This is a genomic window from Streptococcus sp. 116-D4 (genome assembly GCF_009731465.1).
In the GTDB taxonomy this organism is placed as follows: Bacteria; Bacillota; Bacilli; order Lactobacillales; family Streptococcaceae; genus Streptococcus; species Streptococcus pseudopneumoniae_E.
This window is the reverse complement of record NZ_AP021887.1, coordinates 1,740,326-1,756,472: the sequence shown is the minus strand read 5'-3', so window position 1 is coordinate 1,756,472 and position 16,147 is coordinate 1,740,326. Positions and strand designations below refer to the sequence as shown.

The 16,147-nt window shown below is 38.6% G+C and carries 19 protein-coding genes; 13 read left to right on the top strand and 6 right to left on the bottom strand.

What is annotated here, in order from left to right; genetic code table 11:
• Window positions 1-6 precede the first annotated feature (6 nt).
• The 13 genes from rpmD (at window position 7) to UKS_RS08655 (ending at window position 8,336) form a co-directional block, all read left to right on the top strand.
• Window positions 7-189 (top strand): 50S ribosomal protein L30, encoded by a 183-nt coding sequence (rpmD, locus tag UKS_RS08715; RefSeq protein ID WP_000057241.1) that lies wholly within the window; start codon window positions 7-9, stop codon window positions 187-189.
• Window positions 190-333: 144 nt separating this feature from the next.
• On the top strand, window positions 334-774 hold the full coding sequence (gene rplO, locus UKS_RS08710; RefSeq protein ID WP_156012777.1) for a 50S ribosomal protein L15: 441 nt from the start codon (window positions 334-336) through the stop codon (window positions 772-774).
• A gap of 12 nt (window positions 775-786) precedes the next feature.
• Window positions 787-2,097 (top strand): preprotein translocase subunit SecY, encoded by a 1,311-nt coding sequence (gene secY, locus UKS_RS08705; protein ID WP_156012774.1) that lies wholly within the window; start codon window positions 787-789, stop codon window positions 2,095-2,097.
• Between the two features lie 149 nt (window positions 2,098-2,246).
• Complete coding sequence (locus UKS_RS08700) at window positions 2,247-2,885, top strand: adenylate kinase (protein WP_049495536.1); 639 nt, start codon at window positions 2,247-2,249, stop codon at window positions 2,883-2,885.
• 116 nt (window positions 2,886-3,001) lie between these two features.
• Window positions 3,002-3,220, top strand: a complete 219-nt coding sequence (infA, locus tag UKS_RS08695) for a translation initiation factor IF-1 (RefSeq protein ID WP_001029883.1) — start codon at window positions 3,002-3,004, stop codon at window positions 3,218-3,220.
• Between the two features lie 24 nt (window positions 3,221-3,244).
• Window positions 3,245-3,361 carry a 50S ribosomal protein L36 gene (gene rpmJ, locus UKS_RS08690; protein ID WP_001808836.1) on the top strand — a complete coding sequence of 39 codons (117 nt, stop codon included), beginning with the start codon at window positions 3,245-3,247 and terminating at the stop codon, window positions 3,359-3,361.
• Between the two features lie 17 nt (window positions 3,362-3,378).
• Complete coding sequence (gene rpsM, locus UKS_RS08685) at window positions 3,379-3,744, top strand: 30S ribosomal protein S13 (RefSeq protein ID WP_000090781.1); 366 nt, start codon at window positions 3,379-3,381, stop codon at window positions 3,742-3,744.
• Window positions 3,745-3,761: 17 nt separating this feature from the next.
• The gene (gene rpsK / locus UKS_RS08680) at window positions 3,762-4,145 is read left to right on the top strand and encodes a 30S ribosomal protein S11 (protein WP_001118385.1); all 384 of its coding nucleotides are present in this window, start codon (window positions 3,762-3,764) and stop codon (window positions 4,143-4,145) included.
• 42 nt (window positions 4,146-4,187) lie between these two features.
• The gene (locus UKS_RS08675) at window positions 4,188-5,123 is read left to right on the top strand and encodes a DNA-directed RNA polymerase subunit alpha (protein WP_000568988.1); all 936 of its coding nucleotides are present in this window, start codon (window positions 4,188-4,190) and stop codon (window positions 5,121-5,123) included.
• Window positions 5,124-5,134: 11 nt separating this feature from the next.
• Window positions 5,135-5,521, top strand: a complete 387-nt coding sequence (rplQ, locus tag UKS_RS08670; RefSeq protein WP_000331493.1) for a 50S ribosomal protein L17 — start codon at window positions 5,135-5,137, stop codon at window positions 5,519-5,521.
• Window positions 5,522-5,785: 264 nt separating this feature from the next.
• Window positions 5,786-6,052, top strand: coding sequence for an ACT domain-containing protein (locus tag UKS_RS08665; RefSeq protein ID WP_000644126.1), 267 nt, complete (start codon window positions 5,786-5,788; stop codon window positions 6,050-6,052).
• Between the two features lie 9 nt (window positions 6,053-6,061).
• On the top strand, window positions 6,062-7,399 hold the full coding sequence (locus UKS_RS08660; protein WP_156012772.1) for a PFL family protein: 1,338 nt from the start codon (window positions 6,062-6,064) through the stop codon (window positions 7,397-7,399).
• Window positions 7,400-7,643: 244 nt separating this feature from the next.
• Window positions 7,644-8,336 carry a histidine phosphatase family protein gene (locus UKS_RS08655; RefSeq protein WP_156012771.1) on the top strand — a complete coding sequence of 231 codons (693 nt, stop codon included), beginning with the start codon at window positions 7,644-7,646 and terminating at the stop codon, window positions 8,334-8,336.
• Window positions 8,337-8,437: 101 nt separating this feature from the next.
• On the opposite strand, the gene UKS_RS08650 is transcribed toward UKS_RS08655, so the two are convergent.
• The 6 genes from UKS_RS08650 to UKS_RS08625 all read right to left on the bottom strand — a co-directional run bounded on the left by UKS_RS08650 (window position 8,438) and on the right by UKS_RS08625 (window position 16,143).
• A complete protein-coding gene (locus UKS_RS08650; RefSeq protein WP_156012769.1) occupies window positions 8,438-10,096 on the bottom strand; it encodes an ABC transporter permease in 1,659 nt (552 codons plus the stop codon).
• Window positions 10,086-11,177: an ABC transporter ATP-binding protein gene (locus UKS_RS08645; RefSeq protein WP_156012767.1), complete on the bottom strand. Its 1,092-nt coding sequence runs from the start codon at window positions 11,175-11,177 to the stop codon at window positions 10,086-10,088. Before UKS_RS08645 ends, UKS_RS08650 begins: the two co-directional genes overlap by 11 nt.
• A 12-nt stretch (window positions 11,178-11,189) precedes the next feature.
• Entirely contained in the window at window positions 11,190-12,236 is a 1,047-nt protein-coding gene (locus tag UKS_RS08640) for an ABC transporter substrate-binding protein (RefSeq protein WP_156012765.1), read from the bottom strand.
• Between the two features lie 161 nt (window positions 12,237-12,397).
• Window positions 12,398-13,438: an ABC transporter substrate-binding protein gene (locus UKS_RS08635; RefSeq protein WP_156012763.1), complete on the bottom strand. Its 1,041-nt coding sequence runs from the start codon at window positions 13,436-13,438 to the stop codon at window positions 12,398-12,400.
• A gap of 292 nt (window positions 13,439-13,730) precedes the next feature.
• Window positions 13,731-14,501, bottom strand: a complete 771-nt coding sequence (locus tag UKS_RS08630) for a response regulator transcription factor (protein ID WP_156012761.1) — start codon at window positions 14,499-14,501, stop codon at window positions 13,731-13,733.
• Entirely contained in the window at window positions 14,494-16,143 is a 1,650-nt protein-coding gene (locus tag UKS_RS08625) for a sensor histidine kinase (RefSeq protein ID WP_156012758.1), read from the bottom strand. Before UKS_RS08625 ends, UKS_RS08630 begins: the two co-directional genes overlap by 8 nt.
• Window positions 16,144-16,147: the final 4 nt, after the last annotated feature.

Genomic DNA, 16,147 nt, shown 5'->3' with positions numbered 1-16,147 from the left:
GATAAAATGGCTCAAATTAAAATTACTTTGACTAAGTCTCCAATCGGACGCATTCCATCACAACGTAAAACTGTTGTAGCACTTGGACTTGGCAAATTGAACAGCTCTGTTATTAAAGAAGATAACGCTGCAATTCGTGGTATGATCACTGCAGTATCTCACTTGGTAACAGTTGAAGAAGTAAACTAATAAATTTTTAGGGGATGTGCACTATACCATCCCCTAAAACTAGATATAGTCATCTATGATGACGTCGTATAGGCGAGTTGATGGGGGAGACAACCTTTTCTCCCTTATCGGCGCTAGCATTTTACAAAAGAGGAGAAAATTAAAATGAAACTTCATGAATTGAAACCTGCAGAAGGTTCTCGTAAAGTACGTAATCGCGTTGGTCGTGGTACTTCATCAGGTAACGGTAAAACATCTGGTCGTGGACAAAAAGGTCAAAAAGCTCGTAGCGGTGGCGGAGTTCGCCTTGGTTTTGAAGGTGGACAAACTCCATTGTTCCGTCGTCTTCCAAAACGTGGATTCACTAACATCAACGCTAAAGAATACGCAATTGTGAACCTTGACCAATTGAACGTCTTTGAAGATGGTGCTGAAGTTACTCCAGTTGTTCTTATCGAAGCAGGAATTGTTAAAGCTGAAAAATCAGGTATTAAAATTCTTGGTAACGGTGAGTTGACTAAGAAATTGACTGTGAAAGCAACTAAATTCTCTAAATCAGCTGAAGAAGCTATCACTGCTAAAGGTGGTTCAGTAGAAGTCATCTAAGAGAGGTGACCTATGTTTTTTAAATTATTAATAGAAGCTCTTAAAGTTAAGCAGGTTCGATCAAAAATTTTATTCACAATTTTTATCATTTTGGTCTTTCGTATCGGAACTAGCATTACAGTTCCTGGTGTGAATGCCAATAGCTTGAATGCTTTAAGTGGATTATCCTTCTTAAACATGTTGAGCTTGGTGTCAGGGAATGCCATGAAAAACTTCTCAGTTTTTGCTCTTGGTGTTAGTCCCTACATTACGGCCTCTATCGTTGTCCAACTCTTGCAAATGGATATTTTACCTAAGTTTGTAGAGTGGGGTAAACAAGGGGAAGTAGGTCGAAGAAAATTAAATCAAGCTACTCGTTATATTGCTCTAGTTCTTGCTTTTGTGCAATCTATCGGGATTACAGCTGGTTTTAATACTTTGGCTGGAGCTCAATTGTTGAAAACGGCTCTTACTCCACAAGTCTTTATCATGATTGGTATCATCTTAACAGCTGGTAGTATGATTGTGACGTGGTTGGGAGAGCAAATTACAGATAAGGGATACGGAAATGGTGTTTCTATGATTATCTTTGCCGGGATTGTTGCCTCAATTCCAGAGATGATTCAGGGCATCTATGTGGACTACTTTGTGAATGTCCCAAGTAGCCGTATCAACTCATCTATCATTTTCGTAATTATTTTGATTATTACTGTGTTGTTGATCATTTATTTTACAACTTATGTTCAACAAGCAGAATACAAAATTCCAATCCAATATACTAAGGTTGCACAAGGTGCTCCATCTAGCTCTTACCTTCCTTTGAAGGTAAACCCTGCTGGAGTTATCCCTGTTATCTTTGCCAGTTCGATTACGGCAGCGCCTGCGGCTATTCTTCAGTTTTTGAGCGCTACAGGTCATGATTGGGCTTGGGTAAGAACAGCACAAGAAATGCTGGCAACAACTTCACCAACTGGTATTGCTATGTATGCTTTGTTGATTATTCTCTTTACATTCTTCTATACGTTTGTACAGATTAATCCTGAAAAAGCGGCAGAAAACCTACAAAAGAGCGGTGCCTATATCCACGGGGTTCGTCCCGGTAAAGGTACAGAAGAATATATGTCTAAACTTCTTCGTCGTCTTGCAACTGTTGGTTCTCTCTTCCTTGGGGTGATTTCAATTTTACCGATCGTAGCAAAAGATGTTTTCGGACTTTCAGAGGCAGTTGCTTTTGGAGGAACTAGTCTTTTGATCATTATCTCTACAGGTATTGAAGGGATCAAACAATTGGAAGGTTACCTATTAAAACGTAAGTATGTTGGTTTCATGGACAGAACAGAATAAAAGTATTTACTGAATCAGTAAATACTGAGGGAGTGGAGGTTTAACTCTAACATTTGTGAGAGTTCGGTCTCCCCTCTTCTATTTTGTTTTTAAACAGGAGTGAAAAGATTTTTTGCTTCTATTTAAAAATAAAATAAGGAGATCAAATCATGAATCTTTTGATTATGGGCTTACCTGGTGCAGGTAAGGGAACTCAAGCAGCAAAAATCGTAGAACAATTCCATGTTGCACATATCTCAACAGGTGATATGTTCCGCGCTGCTATGGCAAATCAAACTGAAATGGGTGTTCTTGCTAAGTCATACATTGACAAGGGGGAATTGGTTCCTGATGAAGTTACAAATGGAATCGTAAAAGAACGTCTTTCACAAGATGATATTAAAGAAAAAGGATTCTTGTTGGATGGTTACCCACGTACAATCGAACAAGCTCATGCCTTGGACAAAACATTGGCTGAACTTGGCATTGAACTAGAAGGTGTCATCAACATTGAAGTGAATCCAGACAGCTTATTGGAACGTTTGAGTGGCCGTATCATCCACCGCGTAACTGGAGAAACTTTCCACAAGGTCTTTAACCCACCAGTTGACTATAAAGAAGAAGATTACTACCAACGTGAAGATGATAAGCCTGAGACAGTCAAACGTCGTTTGGATGTCAATATTGCTCAAGGAGAACCAATCATTGCTCACTACCGTGCCAAAGGTTTGGTTCATGACATCGAAGGTAATCAAGATATCAATGATGTTTTCTCAGATATCGAAAAAGTATTGACAAATTTGAAATAAAGCGTTTTTCACACTTGCAAAAATCCGCTACAAATGTTATACTGAGATAGTCTGACTTATAATTGTTGTCTCTGTGTCTAGAGGCATCGAATCGAAATTTATGGAGGTGCTTTTGCGTGGCAAAAGACGATGTGATTGAAGTTGAAGGCAAAGTAGTTGATACAATGCCGAATGCAATGTTTACGGTTGAACTTGAAAATGGACATCAGATTTTAGCAACAGTTTCTGGTAAAATTCGTAAAAACTATATTCGTATTTTAGCGGGAGATCGTGTTACTGTCGAAATGAGTCCATATGACTTGACACGTGGACGTATCACTTACCGCTTTAAATAATCGAAAAACTTGGAGGGATAAGAAATGAAAGTAAGACCATCGGTCAAACCAATTTGCGAATACTGTAAAGTTATTCGTCGTAATGGTCGTGTTATGGTAATTTGCCCAGCAAATCCAAAACACAAACAACGTCAAGGATAAGATAGAAAGGAGAAAACATGGCTCGTATTGCTGGAGTTGACATTCCAAATGACAAACGCGTAGTAATCTCATTGACTTATGTTTATGGTATCGGACTTGCAACATCTAAGAAAATTTTGGCTGCTGCTGGAATTTCAGAAGATGTTCGTGTACGTGATCTTACATCAGATCAAGAAGATGCTATCCGTCGTGAAGTGGATGCAATCAAAGTTGAAGGTGACCTTCGTCGTGAAGTAAACTTGAACATCAAACGTTTGATGGAAATCGGTTCATACCGTGGTATCCGTCACCGTCGTGGACTTCCTGTCCGTGGACAAAACACTAAAAACAACGCTCGCACTCGTAAAGGTAAAGCTGTTGCGATTGCTGGTAAGAAAAAATAATATAGGAGGTAAAAGTCTTGGCTAAACCAACACGTAAACGTCGTGTGAAAAAGAATATCGAATCTGGTATTGCTCATATTCACGCTACATTTAATAACACTATTGTTATGATTACTGATGTGCATGGTAATGCAATTGCTTGGTCATCAGCTGGTGCTCTTGGTTTCAAAGGTTCTCGTAAATCTACACCATTCGCTGCTCAAATGGCTTCTGAAGCTGCTGCTAAATCTGCACAAGAACACGGTCTTAAATCAGTTGAAGTTACTGTAAAAGGTCCAGGTTCTGGTCGTGAGTCAGCTATTCGTGCGCTTGCTGCCGCTGGTCTTGAAGTAACAGCAATTCGTGATGTGACTCCAGTGCCACACAATGGTGCTCGTCCTCCAAAACGTCGCCGTGTATAATCATCGCATTACACTGCTTTTCGTTTAAGAGGGAGTAACTAAATGATCGAGTTTGAAAAACCAAATATAACAAAAATTGATGAAAATAAAGATTATGGCAAGTTTGTAATCGAACCACTTGAACGTGGCTACGGTACAACTCTTGGTAACTCTCTTCGTCGTGTACTTCTAGCTTCTCTACCAGGAGCAGCTGTGACATCTATCAATATTGATGGTGTGTTACATGAGTTTGACACAGTTCCAGGTGTTCGTGAAGACGTGATGCAAATCATTCTGAACATTAAAGGAATTGCAGTGAAATCGTACGTTGAAGACGAAAAAATCATCGAACTGGATGTTGAAGGTCCTGCTGAAGTAACAGCTGGTGACATTTTGACAGATAGCGATATTGAAATTGTAAATCCAGATCATTATCTCTTTACAATCGGTGAAGGCTCTTCGCTAAAAGCGACTATGACTGTTAATAGTGGTCGTGGATATGTACCTGCTGATGAAAATAAAAAAGATAATGCACCAGTTGGAACACTTGCTGTAGATTCTATTTATACACCAGTTACAAAAGTCAACTATCAAGTGGAACCTGCTCGTGTAGGTAGCAATGATGGATTTGACAAATTAACCCTTGAAATCTTGACAAATGGAACAATTATTCCAGAAGATGCTTTAGGGCTTTCAGCACGTATTTTGACAGAACATCTTGATTTGTTTACAAATCTTACTGAGATTGCTAAGTCAACTGAAGTGATGAAAGAAGCTGACACTGAATCTGACGACCGTATTTTGGATCGTACGATTGAGGAACTGGACTTGTCTGTGCGTTCATACAACTGTTTGAAACGTGCCGGTATCAATACTGTGCATGATTTGACAGAAAAGTCTGAAGCAGAGATGATGAAAGTACGAAATCTTGGACGCAAGAGTTTGGAAGAAGTGAAACTCAAACTCATTGATTTGGGTCTTGGATTAAAAGATAAATAAAGGAGGAATACATGGCTTACCGTAAACTAGGACGCACTAGCTCTCAACGTAAAGCAATGCTTCGCGATTTGACAACTGACCTTTTGATCAACGAATCAATCGTGACAACTGAAGCTCGTGCTAAAGAAATCCGTAAAACTGTTGAAAAAATGATTACTCTAGGTAAACGTGGTGATTTGCATGCACGTCGTCAAGCAGCTGCTTTTGTACGTAATGAAATCGCATCTGAAAACTATGATGAAGCAACTGATAAGTACACTTCTACTACAGCACTTCAAAAATTGTTCTCAGAAATCGCACCTCGTTATGCTGAACGTAACGGTGGATACACTCGTATCCTTAAAACTGAACCACGTCGTGGTGATGCAGCGCCAATGGCGATCATCGAATTAGTATAAAATCATCAATTTTGTTGAGTGTTATGATGATGGAGTCTTGTGCTCTTAGTCTAGCTCTGGTCTACCGCTAGGATTTCGGTCCTAGCGGGAACACTCATCATAATTTGGGATAGTAGACGCTTGTTTACGAAATTGTTTTTTTCTTAAGAACAACTTCGTAAGCAGGCGTTTTTGAGTATTTTGGTTAGAATTATGCTATACTATTTGAAAAGAATTCTGTTTAATGTTCAGGTTGCCTATTAAAAGAAGAATTGGAGTTTGCTTATGAAAGCGATTATAACTGTTGTTGGTAAAGATAAATCTGGAATTGTTGCAGGTGTTTCTGGCAAAATTGCAGAATTAGGATTGAATATTGACGATATCTCTCAAACTGTCTTGGATGAATATTTCACGATGATGGCTGTCGTCTCTAGCGATGAAAAGCAAGATTTTACTTATCTTCGTAATGAGTTTGAAACTTTTGGACAAACTTTGAATGTGAAAATCAATATTCAGAGTGCAGCGATTTTCGAAGCTATGTATAATATCTAGGAGGTGCACATGGATATTAGACAAGTTACGGAAACAATTGCCATGATTGAGGAGCAAAACTTCGATATCAGAACTATTACCATGGGGATTTCTCTATTAGACTGTATCGATCCAGATATCAATCGTGCTGCGGAGAAAATTTATCAAAAGATTACGACCAAGGCGGCTAATTTAGTGGCTGTTGGTGATGAAATTGCGGCTGAGTTGGGAATTCCTATCGTTAATAAGCGTGTATCGGTGACTCCTATCTCTCTGATAGGGGCAGCGACAGATGCGACGGACTACGTGGTTCTGGCAAAAGCGCTTGATAGGGCTGCGAAAGAAATCGGTGTGGATTTCATTGGCGGCTTCTCTGCCTTGGTACAAAAGGGGTACCAAAAGGGCGATGAGATTCTCATCAATTCTATTCCTCGCGCTTTGGCTGAAACCGACAAGGTCTGCTCGTCAGTTAATATCGGCTCGACCAAGTCTGGTATCAATATGACCGCTGTGGCAGATATGGGACGCATTATCAAGGAAACGGCTAATCTATCAGATATGGGAGCAGCCAAGTTGGTTGTATTTGCTAATGCTGTTGAGGATAATCCATTTATGGCAGGTGCCTTTCATGGCGTTGGGGAGGCAGATGTTATTATCAATGTCGGTGTTTCTGGTCCTGGTGTGGTCAAGCGTGCCTTGGAAAAAGTTCGTGGACAGAGCTTTGATGTAGTAGCCGAAACAGTTAAGAAAACTGCCTTTAAAATCACTCGTATCGGTCAATTGGTTGGTCAGATGGCTAGTGAGAGACTGGGTGTGGAGTTTGGTATTGTGGACTTGAGTTTGGCGCCAACTCCTGCGGTTGGAGATTCTGTTGCACGTGTCCTTGAAGAAATGGGGCTAGAAACAGTTGGAACACACGGGACGACGGCTGCCTTGGCTCTCTTGAATGACCAAGTTAAGAAGGGCGGAGTGATGGCTTGCAACCAAGTTGGTGGTTTGTCTGGTGCTTTTATCCCTGTTTCAGAGGATGAAGGAATGATTGCTGCTGTTCAAAATGGCTCTCTTAATCTGGAAAAACTAGAAGCCATGACGGCTATCTGTTCCGTTGGTTTGGATATGATTGCCATCCCAGAAGATACACCTGCTGAAACCATTGCGGCCATGATTGCAGATGAAGCTGCAATTGGTGTCATTAACATGAAAACAACGGCTGTTCGTATCATTCCCAAAGGAAAAGAAGGCGATATGATTGAGTTTGGTGGCCTATTAGGTACTGCACCTGTTATGAAGGTCAATGGAGCTTCGTCTGTCGATTTCATCTCTCGTGGAGGACAAATTCCAGCACCCATTCATAGTTTTAAAAATTAAGAAAATAGGAGAAATTTTAAGTTCTATTTAAGGTTAGATGTGTATACTATAATCATTAAATAAAGACCTCCTAATATTATTTGAAACAGATAATACTGATTTAGTTTGAATTTGATTTTCATCTAATATCTTTATTTAATAGAACTCCTAAACTTTTTCATAATAATCTCCTGCAAAAGTCGCCTGTCTTGGTGGCTTTTGTTTTATCATCCATGATATAATAGAAGTAAACGGAGGACGGAAAATGGTAAAAGTACGATTGTATTTGATACGTCATGGCAAGACCATGTTTAACACGATTGGTCGCGCGCAAGGTTGGAGCGATACTCCCTTAACAGCTGAAGGTGAACGAGGGATTCAAGAATTAGGAATCGGTTTGCGAGAATCTGGTCTACAGTTTGAGCGCGCTTATTCCAGTGATTCGGGGCGCACCATCCAGACAATGGGAATCATCCTTGATGAACTTGGCTTGCAGGGGAAAATCCCTTATCGCATGGACAAGCGTATCAGAGAATGGTGTTTTGGTAGCTTTGATGGAGCTTATGATGGCGATCTTTTCATGGGTATTATCCCTCGTATCTTTAATGTGGACCATGTTCATCAATTGTCTTATGCTGAACTGGCTGAGGGCTTGGTAGAGGTCGATACAGCTGGTTGGGCTGAAGGTTGGGAAAAACTCAGTGGCCGCATCAAAGAAGGTTTTGAAGCGATTGCCAAAGAAATGGAAAAACAAGGCGGTGGCAACGCTCTCGTTGTCAGCCATGGAATGACCATTGGAACCATTGTGTATCTGATTAATGGCATGCATCCGCATGGTCTCGATAATGGTAGCGTGACGATCCTTGAATATGAGGACGGCCAGTTTAGCGTAGAAGTTGTCGGTGACTGCAGTTACCGACAACTTGGACGTGAGAAGATGGAGGAAGCTTCTATTTAATCAGTTTAGACTTGCTTGCTATGAACTAGTGATTTGATAGGAATATCAAGATAAGAAAAACAGCCGAGGGTAATCCTTTCGGCTGTTTTTGATGGGAAAAACTAAAGTGTAATGCTATTGCTTTTAGAAATTTTCATAAACAAGAGCAAGGAACCTACTGTTAGAACAGTGAGGATAGTTGACAAGGCTGCGGCTACACCGTAATTCCCTCTGAGAACCTCTGTATAAATAGCTACAGTCATTGTTCTTGTTTTGACATTGTAGAGGAGGATAGAAGTAGAAAGTTCTGAAATCATTGTAACCCAAGATAGGATGGCTCCAGAAATAATACCAGATAGCATCATTGGAGTTGTAATCTTGGCAAAGGTATTGAGACGACTACTTCCTAAGCTCTCGGCGGCTTCTTCAATACTTGGTGCTATTTGTTGCAAGCTAGCAACAGATGAGCGAATAGTATAAGGCAATCTTCTAACAGATAGGGACATAATCAAGATGAAAGCTGTCCCTGTAATCATAAGAAATCCACTTCCAAATAGGCCAGTATTGAAGGAAGAAATGAAGGCAATCCCTAAAACGGTTCCTGGTACAATATAAGGGACCATACTGAGGCTGTCAATTAGGTTTGTAAACAAATTCCGTTTTCTAACAGCTAGGTAGGAGATAAATGTTGCGAAAAGAACAACTAGGACTAAGGCAATCAAAGGGATACGAATAGTATTGAAAATAGCAGATCCCATACGATTGAAAGCTACCTTGTAACTGTTTAGAGAATAGCCTTTGACAAATACCATACCTGATGTTTTTAGAAAAGAAGTATAAATCAAGTAGACTTGAGGTAGAACAGAGAACAAGATAATTCCGTAGACTGTTGCATAAATGGCAACCATTTTTCCTTTTGTAGTTTTTTTAGGCTCAATTGGATGGAGCGAATTCATACTGAAACTGTAGCGATTTGAAATGTATTTTTGGATAAGGAAGATTGCCAAGGCAATGATAATCGCCATAATTGCTAAAGCAGATGCAAAAGCAGAATTTCCTCCAACCTCGCTAATAAATTGAGTATAAATCAAGACGGGGAAAGTCCGATATCCTTCACCAATTAACATCGGTGTTCCAAAGTCTGAGAATGCTCTCATAAATACAAGCAGGGCAGCTGCTAGTAAGGTTGGAACTAGGAGAGGTAAAATAACTGTTACGATACGCTTAAATCCGAAGGACCCCATGCTTTCAGCGGCTTCAAGTAGAGAATTGTCAATACTTTTCATTGTCCCAGCAACGTATAGAAATACTAGTGGGAATAATTGTAGTGTAAAGACAAGTACAATTCCTTTGAATCCATAAATATCAATAGCGGGAAGATGAAGGGCATTTGTCAGAAATTTAGTAATGACCCCATTTCGTCCTAGCAAGAGAATCCAGGAGTAGGCTCCTACGAAAGGAGCTGACATGGAAGCAATGATAATCAATATTTGTAGAAATTTCTTTCCCTTGAAGTCATACATAGAGAAGAGATAAGCTAATAGGGTTCCTACAACTAAGGAAGTGACAGTAGCGGTAATGGAAACCTTGAAACTGTTGACAAGTGTCTCAGAGTAGTAGGCTTTACTAAAGAAAGTGACAAAATTAGCTAGTGAGAATTGTCCTTCATGTATGAGTGCTTGCTTGAGCACGGTAGCGATAGGATAAACAAGAAAGACAAGATAGGTAAGAAAGATGAAGAAAGAGGAGGCTGTCCAAATATTTAGTTTTTTACGTTCCATGGTTGACTCCTTTTATCAGGTTTTGAGAACCATCTGCAGAAAAGACGTTTAATTTTTGAGTATTGATTCGTAGACGAATACGATCGCCTTTTTGTAGGTCTTCTTCAAAAGTTGATTCTTCGCTAACTTGAATTTTTGAGGCAAAGCCTGTCTCGATGAAGTATTCAGTATTCAGTCCAAGATAGACGCTATCGCTAATAGTTCCTTCAATATCTCCAAATTCATCTTTGATAAACTCTTCAGGACGAATACTTACATGAATAGCTTGTTCCTCAGCTTGATCAAGAGCTGGCATTCGAAGAGCATAGCCATCTGAAAAGACGATATAAGCGCCGTCACTCCGTTTTTCGAGATTGGCAGGGATAATATTTGTGCGTCCAATAAAGGTTGCGACAAACTCATTAGCTGGTTTATGATAGAGTTCTTTTGGTCGGCCGATTTGTTGGATCACCCCGTCTTTCATAACAGCAATTTGGTCTGAAATAGCCATAGCTTCTTCTTGGTCGTGGGTCACATAAACAGTTGTAATTCCCACTTCGTGTTGGATTTCTCGAATAGCTTGACGCATATCCAAGCGAAGTTTGGCATCCAGATTACTAAGGGGCTCGTCCATGAGGAGAACACTTGGATTAACCGCTAAGGCACGTGCCAAGGCGACACGTTGTTGTTGTCCCCCACTGAGTTTATCGGGCTTTCGATCCGCATATTGAGCAATTTGCATGAGTTCAAGATACTTGTTGGTCTGTTGAATCAATTCTTCTTTTGGAACCTTCTTTTGCTTGAGACCAAAAGCGACATTATCTCGAACAGTCAAATGTGGGAAAATAGCGTAGTTTTGAAAAACCATGCCAATATTGCGTTTGCTGGGTTCCATATTATTGATTTTTGTATCATCGAAGTAAAATTCTCCACCTTCGATACTGTTGAAACCTGCAATCATACGAAGAAGGGTCGTTTTCCCACACCCTGAAGGCCCAAGAAGGGTAAAGAGACTTCCTTTTGGAATTGTAATGTTCAAATTCTCAATAACAGGGACATCGTGATAGATTTTTTTTGCGTTAATAATTTTGATCTCACTCATAGTGAACCTCTTTTACTGTTTAGATTGGATATCTGTAAAGACTTCGTTGTATTTCTTAACGATATCTGATTTATTATTGATGACATAATCATAATCTTCAGTGAGTATTTTGATTTTGTCAATTGGTTTCATGTTTTCACTTGTTTTGGCATTTTTACGAACCGGACGGTTAGTAGTGGTTGTACCAAGTGTATCTTGTACTTCTTGAGAGATAATAAAATCGATAAATTTCTTGGCATTTTCCATATTTTTCGCTTTTTTAACGATAGCAGCACTAGCAGGTAGGAAGACTGTTCCTTCTTTTGGATAGACTACCTTGATATTAGCTCCATCATTTAAAAGTTTAACAGCTGGATCTTCGTAAGAGAGACCAACAGCCATTTCTCCATCAGCGACTGCTTTATAGACACCAGATGAGCTTGAACCGATTTTACCATCAATAAGTGTGAAGAGATCTTTTACATAAGACCAAGCTTTATCGTCTTTGTAACCACCTTGAGCTTGTAGCATATTTGTTAATTGAGCAAAGGCGCTAGAAGAGTTTGCTGGGTCAGCAGTTGCGATTTTTCCTTTTAGTTCAGGTTTGAGAAGGTCGCTATATCCTTCGATATTCATCCCTTTCGTTAAATCAGGGTTGACGATTAAAACACTACCATCTAGTGTATAAGGTGTAGAGTAGCCAGTTGTGTTTTGATATTCTTTGATAACATTATCATTTTCTTTTGAAGTATAGTTTTCAAAGAGTTCTCCGTGGGTAGCATATTGTGTATAAGAACCACCAAAGATGACATCAGCTACAGGAGCTTCTTTTTCTGACTCTAGTTTTTTGAAAAGTTCTCCAGTACCAGCTTGAATCAGTTCTACTTTGATACCATATTTTTCTTCAAAGGCAGGAATAGTTGCTCCGATTAAGCCTTCTGAGTTTGGTGAATAAACGACTAGCGAACCGCCGTCTCCTTTATCAGATGAACCGCCATCGGCAGAATCATTAGAAGAACAAGCAGCAAGACCAAAAAGAGCTAGTCCGCAAGCAGCATAATACATCCATTTCTTTTTCATGATGGATACCTCCGTTGTGTTATTTAAGTTTATTTTAAAACAATGTAAGCGTTTTTAAAACTGATAATTCTATTCTATTAGAGTAAAATTCTCTACAAAACGGAAGTAATCTTTTTGATTTTATAGTAGGGTTTGACAGTTAATCATTGGAAAGTCAAATTTTATTTTTTAGATTGGATATCTGTAAAAATATCATTGTACTTTTTAAGAATAGCGGATTTGTTTTTAATGACATAATCTGAATCTTCGGTGGCAATATTGATTTCTGTCATAGCTTTCATATTTTTATTGGTTTTAGCGTTTTTACGAATAGGTCTAATTGTAGTTTCAGTTCCTAGCTTATCTTGGATTTCTTGAGAAAGGAGGAAATCAATAAATTTCTTGGCATTTTCCATGTGTTTGGCATTTTTGACGATAGCCGCGTTACCAGGTAAAAAGACGGTTCCTTCTTTTGGATAAATGACTTTTACATCAACTCCATCATTTAAGAGTTTTAAGGCAGGATCTTCATAGGTTAGTCCTACAGCCATTTCTCCATCGGCGACAGCTTTGTAAACATTTGAAGAACTAGATGCAATCTTTCCATCTACTAGGGTAAATAGATTTTTCACATAGGTCCAAGCTTGTTCATTTTCGTATCCGCCTTGATCGACAAGCATGTTTGTTAATTGAGCAAAGGCGCTAGAAGCATTACTTGGATCAGCAGTAGCGATTTTTCCTTTTAATTTAGGATTGAGTAGATCATTGTAACCTTCAATTTTAATATCTTTTGTAAGGGCTGAATTGGCAATGATAACACTGACATCCAGTGTGTAAGGTGTGTAGAATCCTGTTTTATTTTGATATTCAGGGATTATCTGGTCGTTCTCTTGAGAAATATAAGGTTCAAAAAGATTTTCGTTAGAAGAGAAGAGGGCGTAGGAGCCTCCGAAAATGACATCAGCTACAGGGGATTCTTTTTCGGCCTCAGCTTTTTTGAACAATTCACCAGTGCTGGCTTGTACTAAGTCGACCTTAATACCATATTTTTCTTCGAAGGCTGGGATTGTTTCTTCGATAAGATCTTCAGGGTTAGGCGAGTAGACAACCAAAGTGTTATCTGAATCTTTTTCAGAGCTAGTTTCCGCTTCTATAGGAGAAGAACATCCTGATAAAGAAAGGAATATCCATCCACAAGAGAGAAAGAATAGTATTTTTTTCATAAGTATCTCCTTTTTTTACGAACATTTTCTCTACCTAGATTATTAATGTTTTTAAATTGTAGAGTCCTACAGGATATAATAAAAACCTTAAAGAAATCTAAAACGAAAAATAGGAAATGAGTTCCTAGAGCAAGGATGGGTGAATTTTAGCTGAGATTTTGATGGTAATACTCTTCAAAACACGTCCCTTTATCTGCAATCTCAAAGACATGATTTGAGTAGTAGCACTTTGATTTTCATTGGTTAAAAGTACAAAATAAAAAGATTGCCTGAGCTGAGCAATCCTTTTACATCAATGGTTTTTATCCATGAGTTTTAATTCTTTTGGAGAAATATGGAGATACTTTTTAAAAACTTTTGCAAAATATTTATAGTCTGAAAATCCAACTTGTTCAGAGATATCGCTTAAGGGAGAGTTAGGAGATTCAGCCATTTTATCTATAGCTTGCTTGAGGCGGTAGCGTAAAATATATTCATTTAGTGTCATTGGGAAGTCTTCTTTGATAACCTTATATAGATAACTTTCACTATACCCTAGATTCTCTGCAATGCTAGAAATGGTAAAGTGCATACAGTAGTGTTGATGAACAAATTCAAGAATTTGCTGAATGATTTGGTTTTGTGTATCAATTTGTTGGATAGAGGTGAGTAAAGTTTGATACTCTTCTAAAAAAGGAGTTTCTTGATAAGTGCTAACTCGTAATCGCAAAACAATTTTTTGAAGACATTCCGTCAATTCCTTGGTATCAATTGGTTTGGATAGAAAATCAACTGCCCCATATTGCATGGCTTTTTTGGCATTTTGAAAATCGTTATAACCTGATAAGATAACTTTTTCATAGGAGTGAGTACGAGTAGCTTCAAACATCATAAAAGCATCCATAATTGGCATTGTGATGTCTGTTAAGACAATATGAGGTTCTTTTTCTTGGATGAGTTTCATTCCCTCTTGACCGTGACTGGCAGTTCCTACGACTTGGATACCTAAGGCAGAGTAGTCTACGGCAATCTCTAGCCATTTTCGAATGAGGTGTTCGTCTTCTACGATAATGAGCTTAAACATGAGTTAGTCCTTTCGTTATAAATTTGACCCAAGTTTCTCCTTGGCGATTGACTCCTAAATCTAGCTGGACATCAGAAAAGAAATTGCTCAATCGTTTGTAGCTGTTAACGATGCCATGCTGGGTATGAGGGCTTTCTAAAGAGTCTAAAATAGCGAGTCGCTCTTGTTTTGTGAGTCCTCCAGCATTATCCTTGACTAAAAAAGTTAGAGAATCTGCTTCCAAGGTAATTTGGATATCAATATGAAGATCAATACGGTATTGCATCCCATATTTTATAGCATTTTCTACTAGAGGAAGCAAGAAAAGTTTAGGAATAGGCTGATTATCAACAGTTTCTGGACAGACAATATCATAAGAAAAGTGCTCAAAACGAATCTTATGAATCATAAGGTAATCCTCTAAAATCTTCAAATCCTGACAAATGGTTGTTTCTTTTTCTAAATCCGTGATACTGTAGCGAAGAATGCGCGTGAGATTTTGAATCAGGTCTTGTGTGAGAGCTGCATCCATTAAAGAAGTGATTTTAATCGTTTCAAGTGTATTGTAGAGAAAATGAGGATTGAACTGAGCTTCCAGCATTTTTCTTTCAAAAATCCACTTTTCTTTTTCGATGGTCAACATTTTTTGATGAAGTTGATCTAATTCGTACAACATATTATTAATTTTTTCGGCCATAAATTCAAACTCATCACCTGTTTGTAGAGAAAGCCTTTTTTCTGCTTGTTTGGGAATTTCTTGAAGTTGGTAAACCAAACTTTCAATAGGAACAGCGTTGTGTGTGGCAATTTTATGAGCAATTCGTCTTGCTTGCCAGAAGTAGAGGACGAATATACATAAGGTGAGGACGGAGGCTAAGCCGAGTAAGCTAGGAATGGGAAAGAAGGATTGAAAAGTATAGATTGAAAAAATAGCACCGACTTGTTCTTTTTGAACAATAAGCGGTTCATTCACATACCAGTGGGTGCGAGAGTGTAGGAGTTTTTCATCAAATTTTTCAAGAGTGGAACGAGTAAACTGATTTGTATTGTTGGAAAACATATTTCCAAAGCTATCGGTAATGATGTATTTGGAATTGATCATTGGGAAACTTGAGATGAAATCATTCTCATTTACGAAAGCAATAGTGTAGGCCTTAACTCGTTGGTTTTGAAGTAGTGGTTTGATAAAGAGTGTGTAGTGTTGCTTGTCTGAAGAGAGTGCTATTTTTTCTGTAACTTTATCTTGAGAAGGATTTTGAATGAGCAGTTTTAGATAGTAGGGTGATAAAATACTTTCTTGATGATTTCGATTAGTACTAAATAGTAATTCACCTGTATCACTTAGGATAATGAGGTCAGAACTAAGTTTTAATTTAGCTTTTGTCTCGTAAAATAAGCTAAAGACTTCTCTCTCTGTGTGTTTGCCGTCCAAAAATCCAGGAATCATTTTATAGTTCATAGTGGTCAGGAGCTCATTATTTGCTTCTTTCATCTCTTGAACTTGTTTGACAATCTGTCTCGTGTCTTTGGAGAGTTGTTGCTTTTGTAAAAAATAGGAAAAACCAAAAAGTAAAATGAGTAATAAAAGAGAGGTCATAAAGGCTGCGATAGAGCTTCTATGGAGAATTTCTTTTTGGAGAGATTTTTTAAAGGAATGAGACATCTGC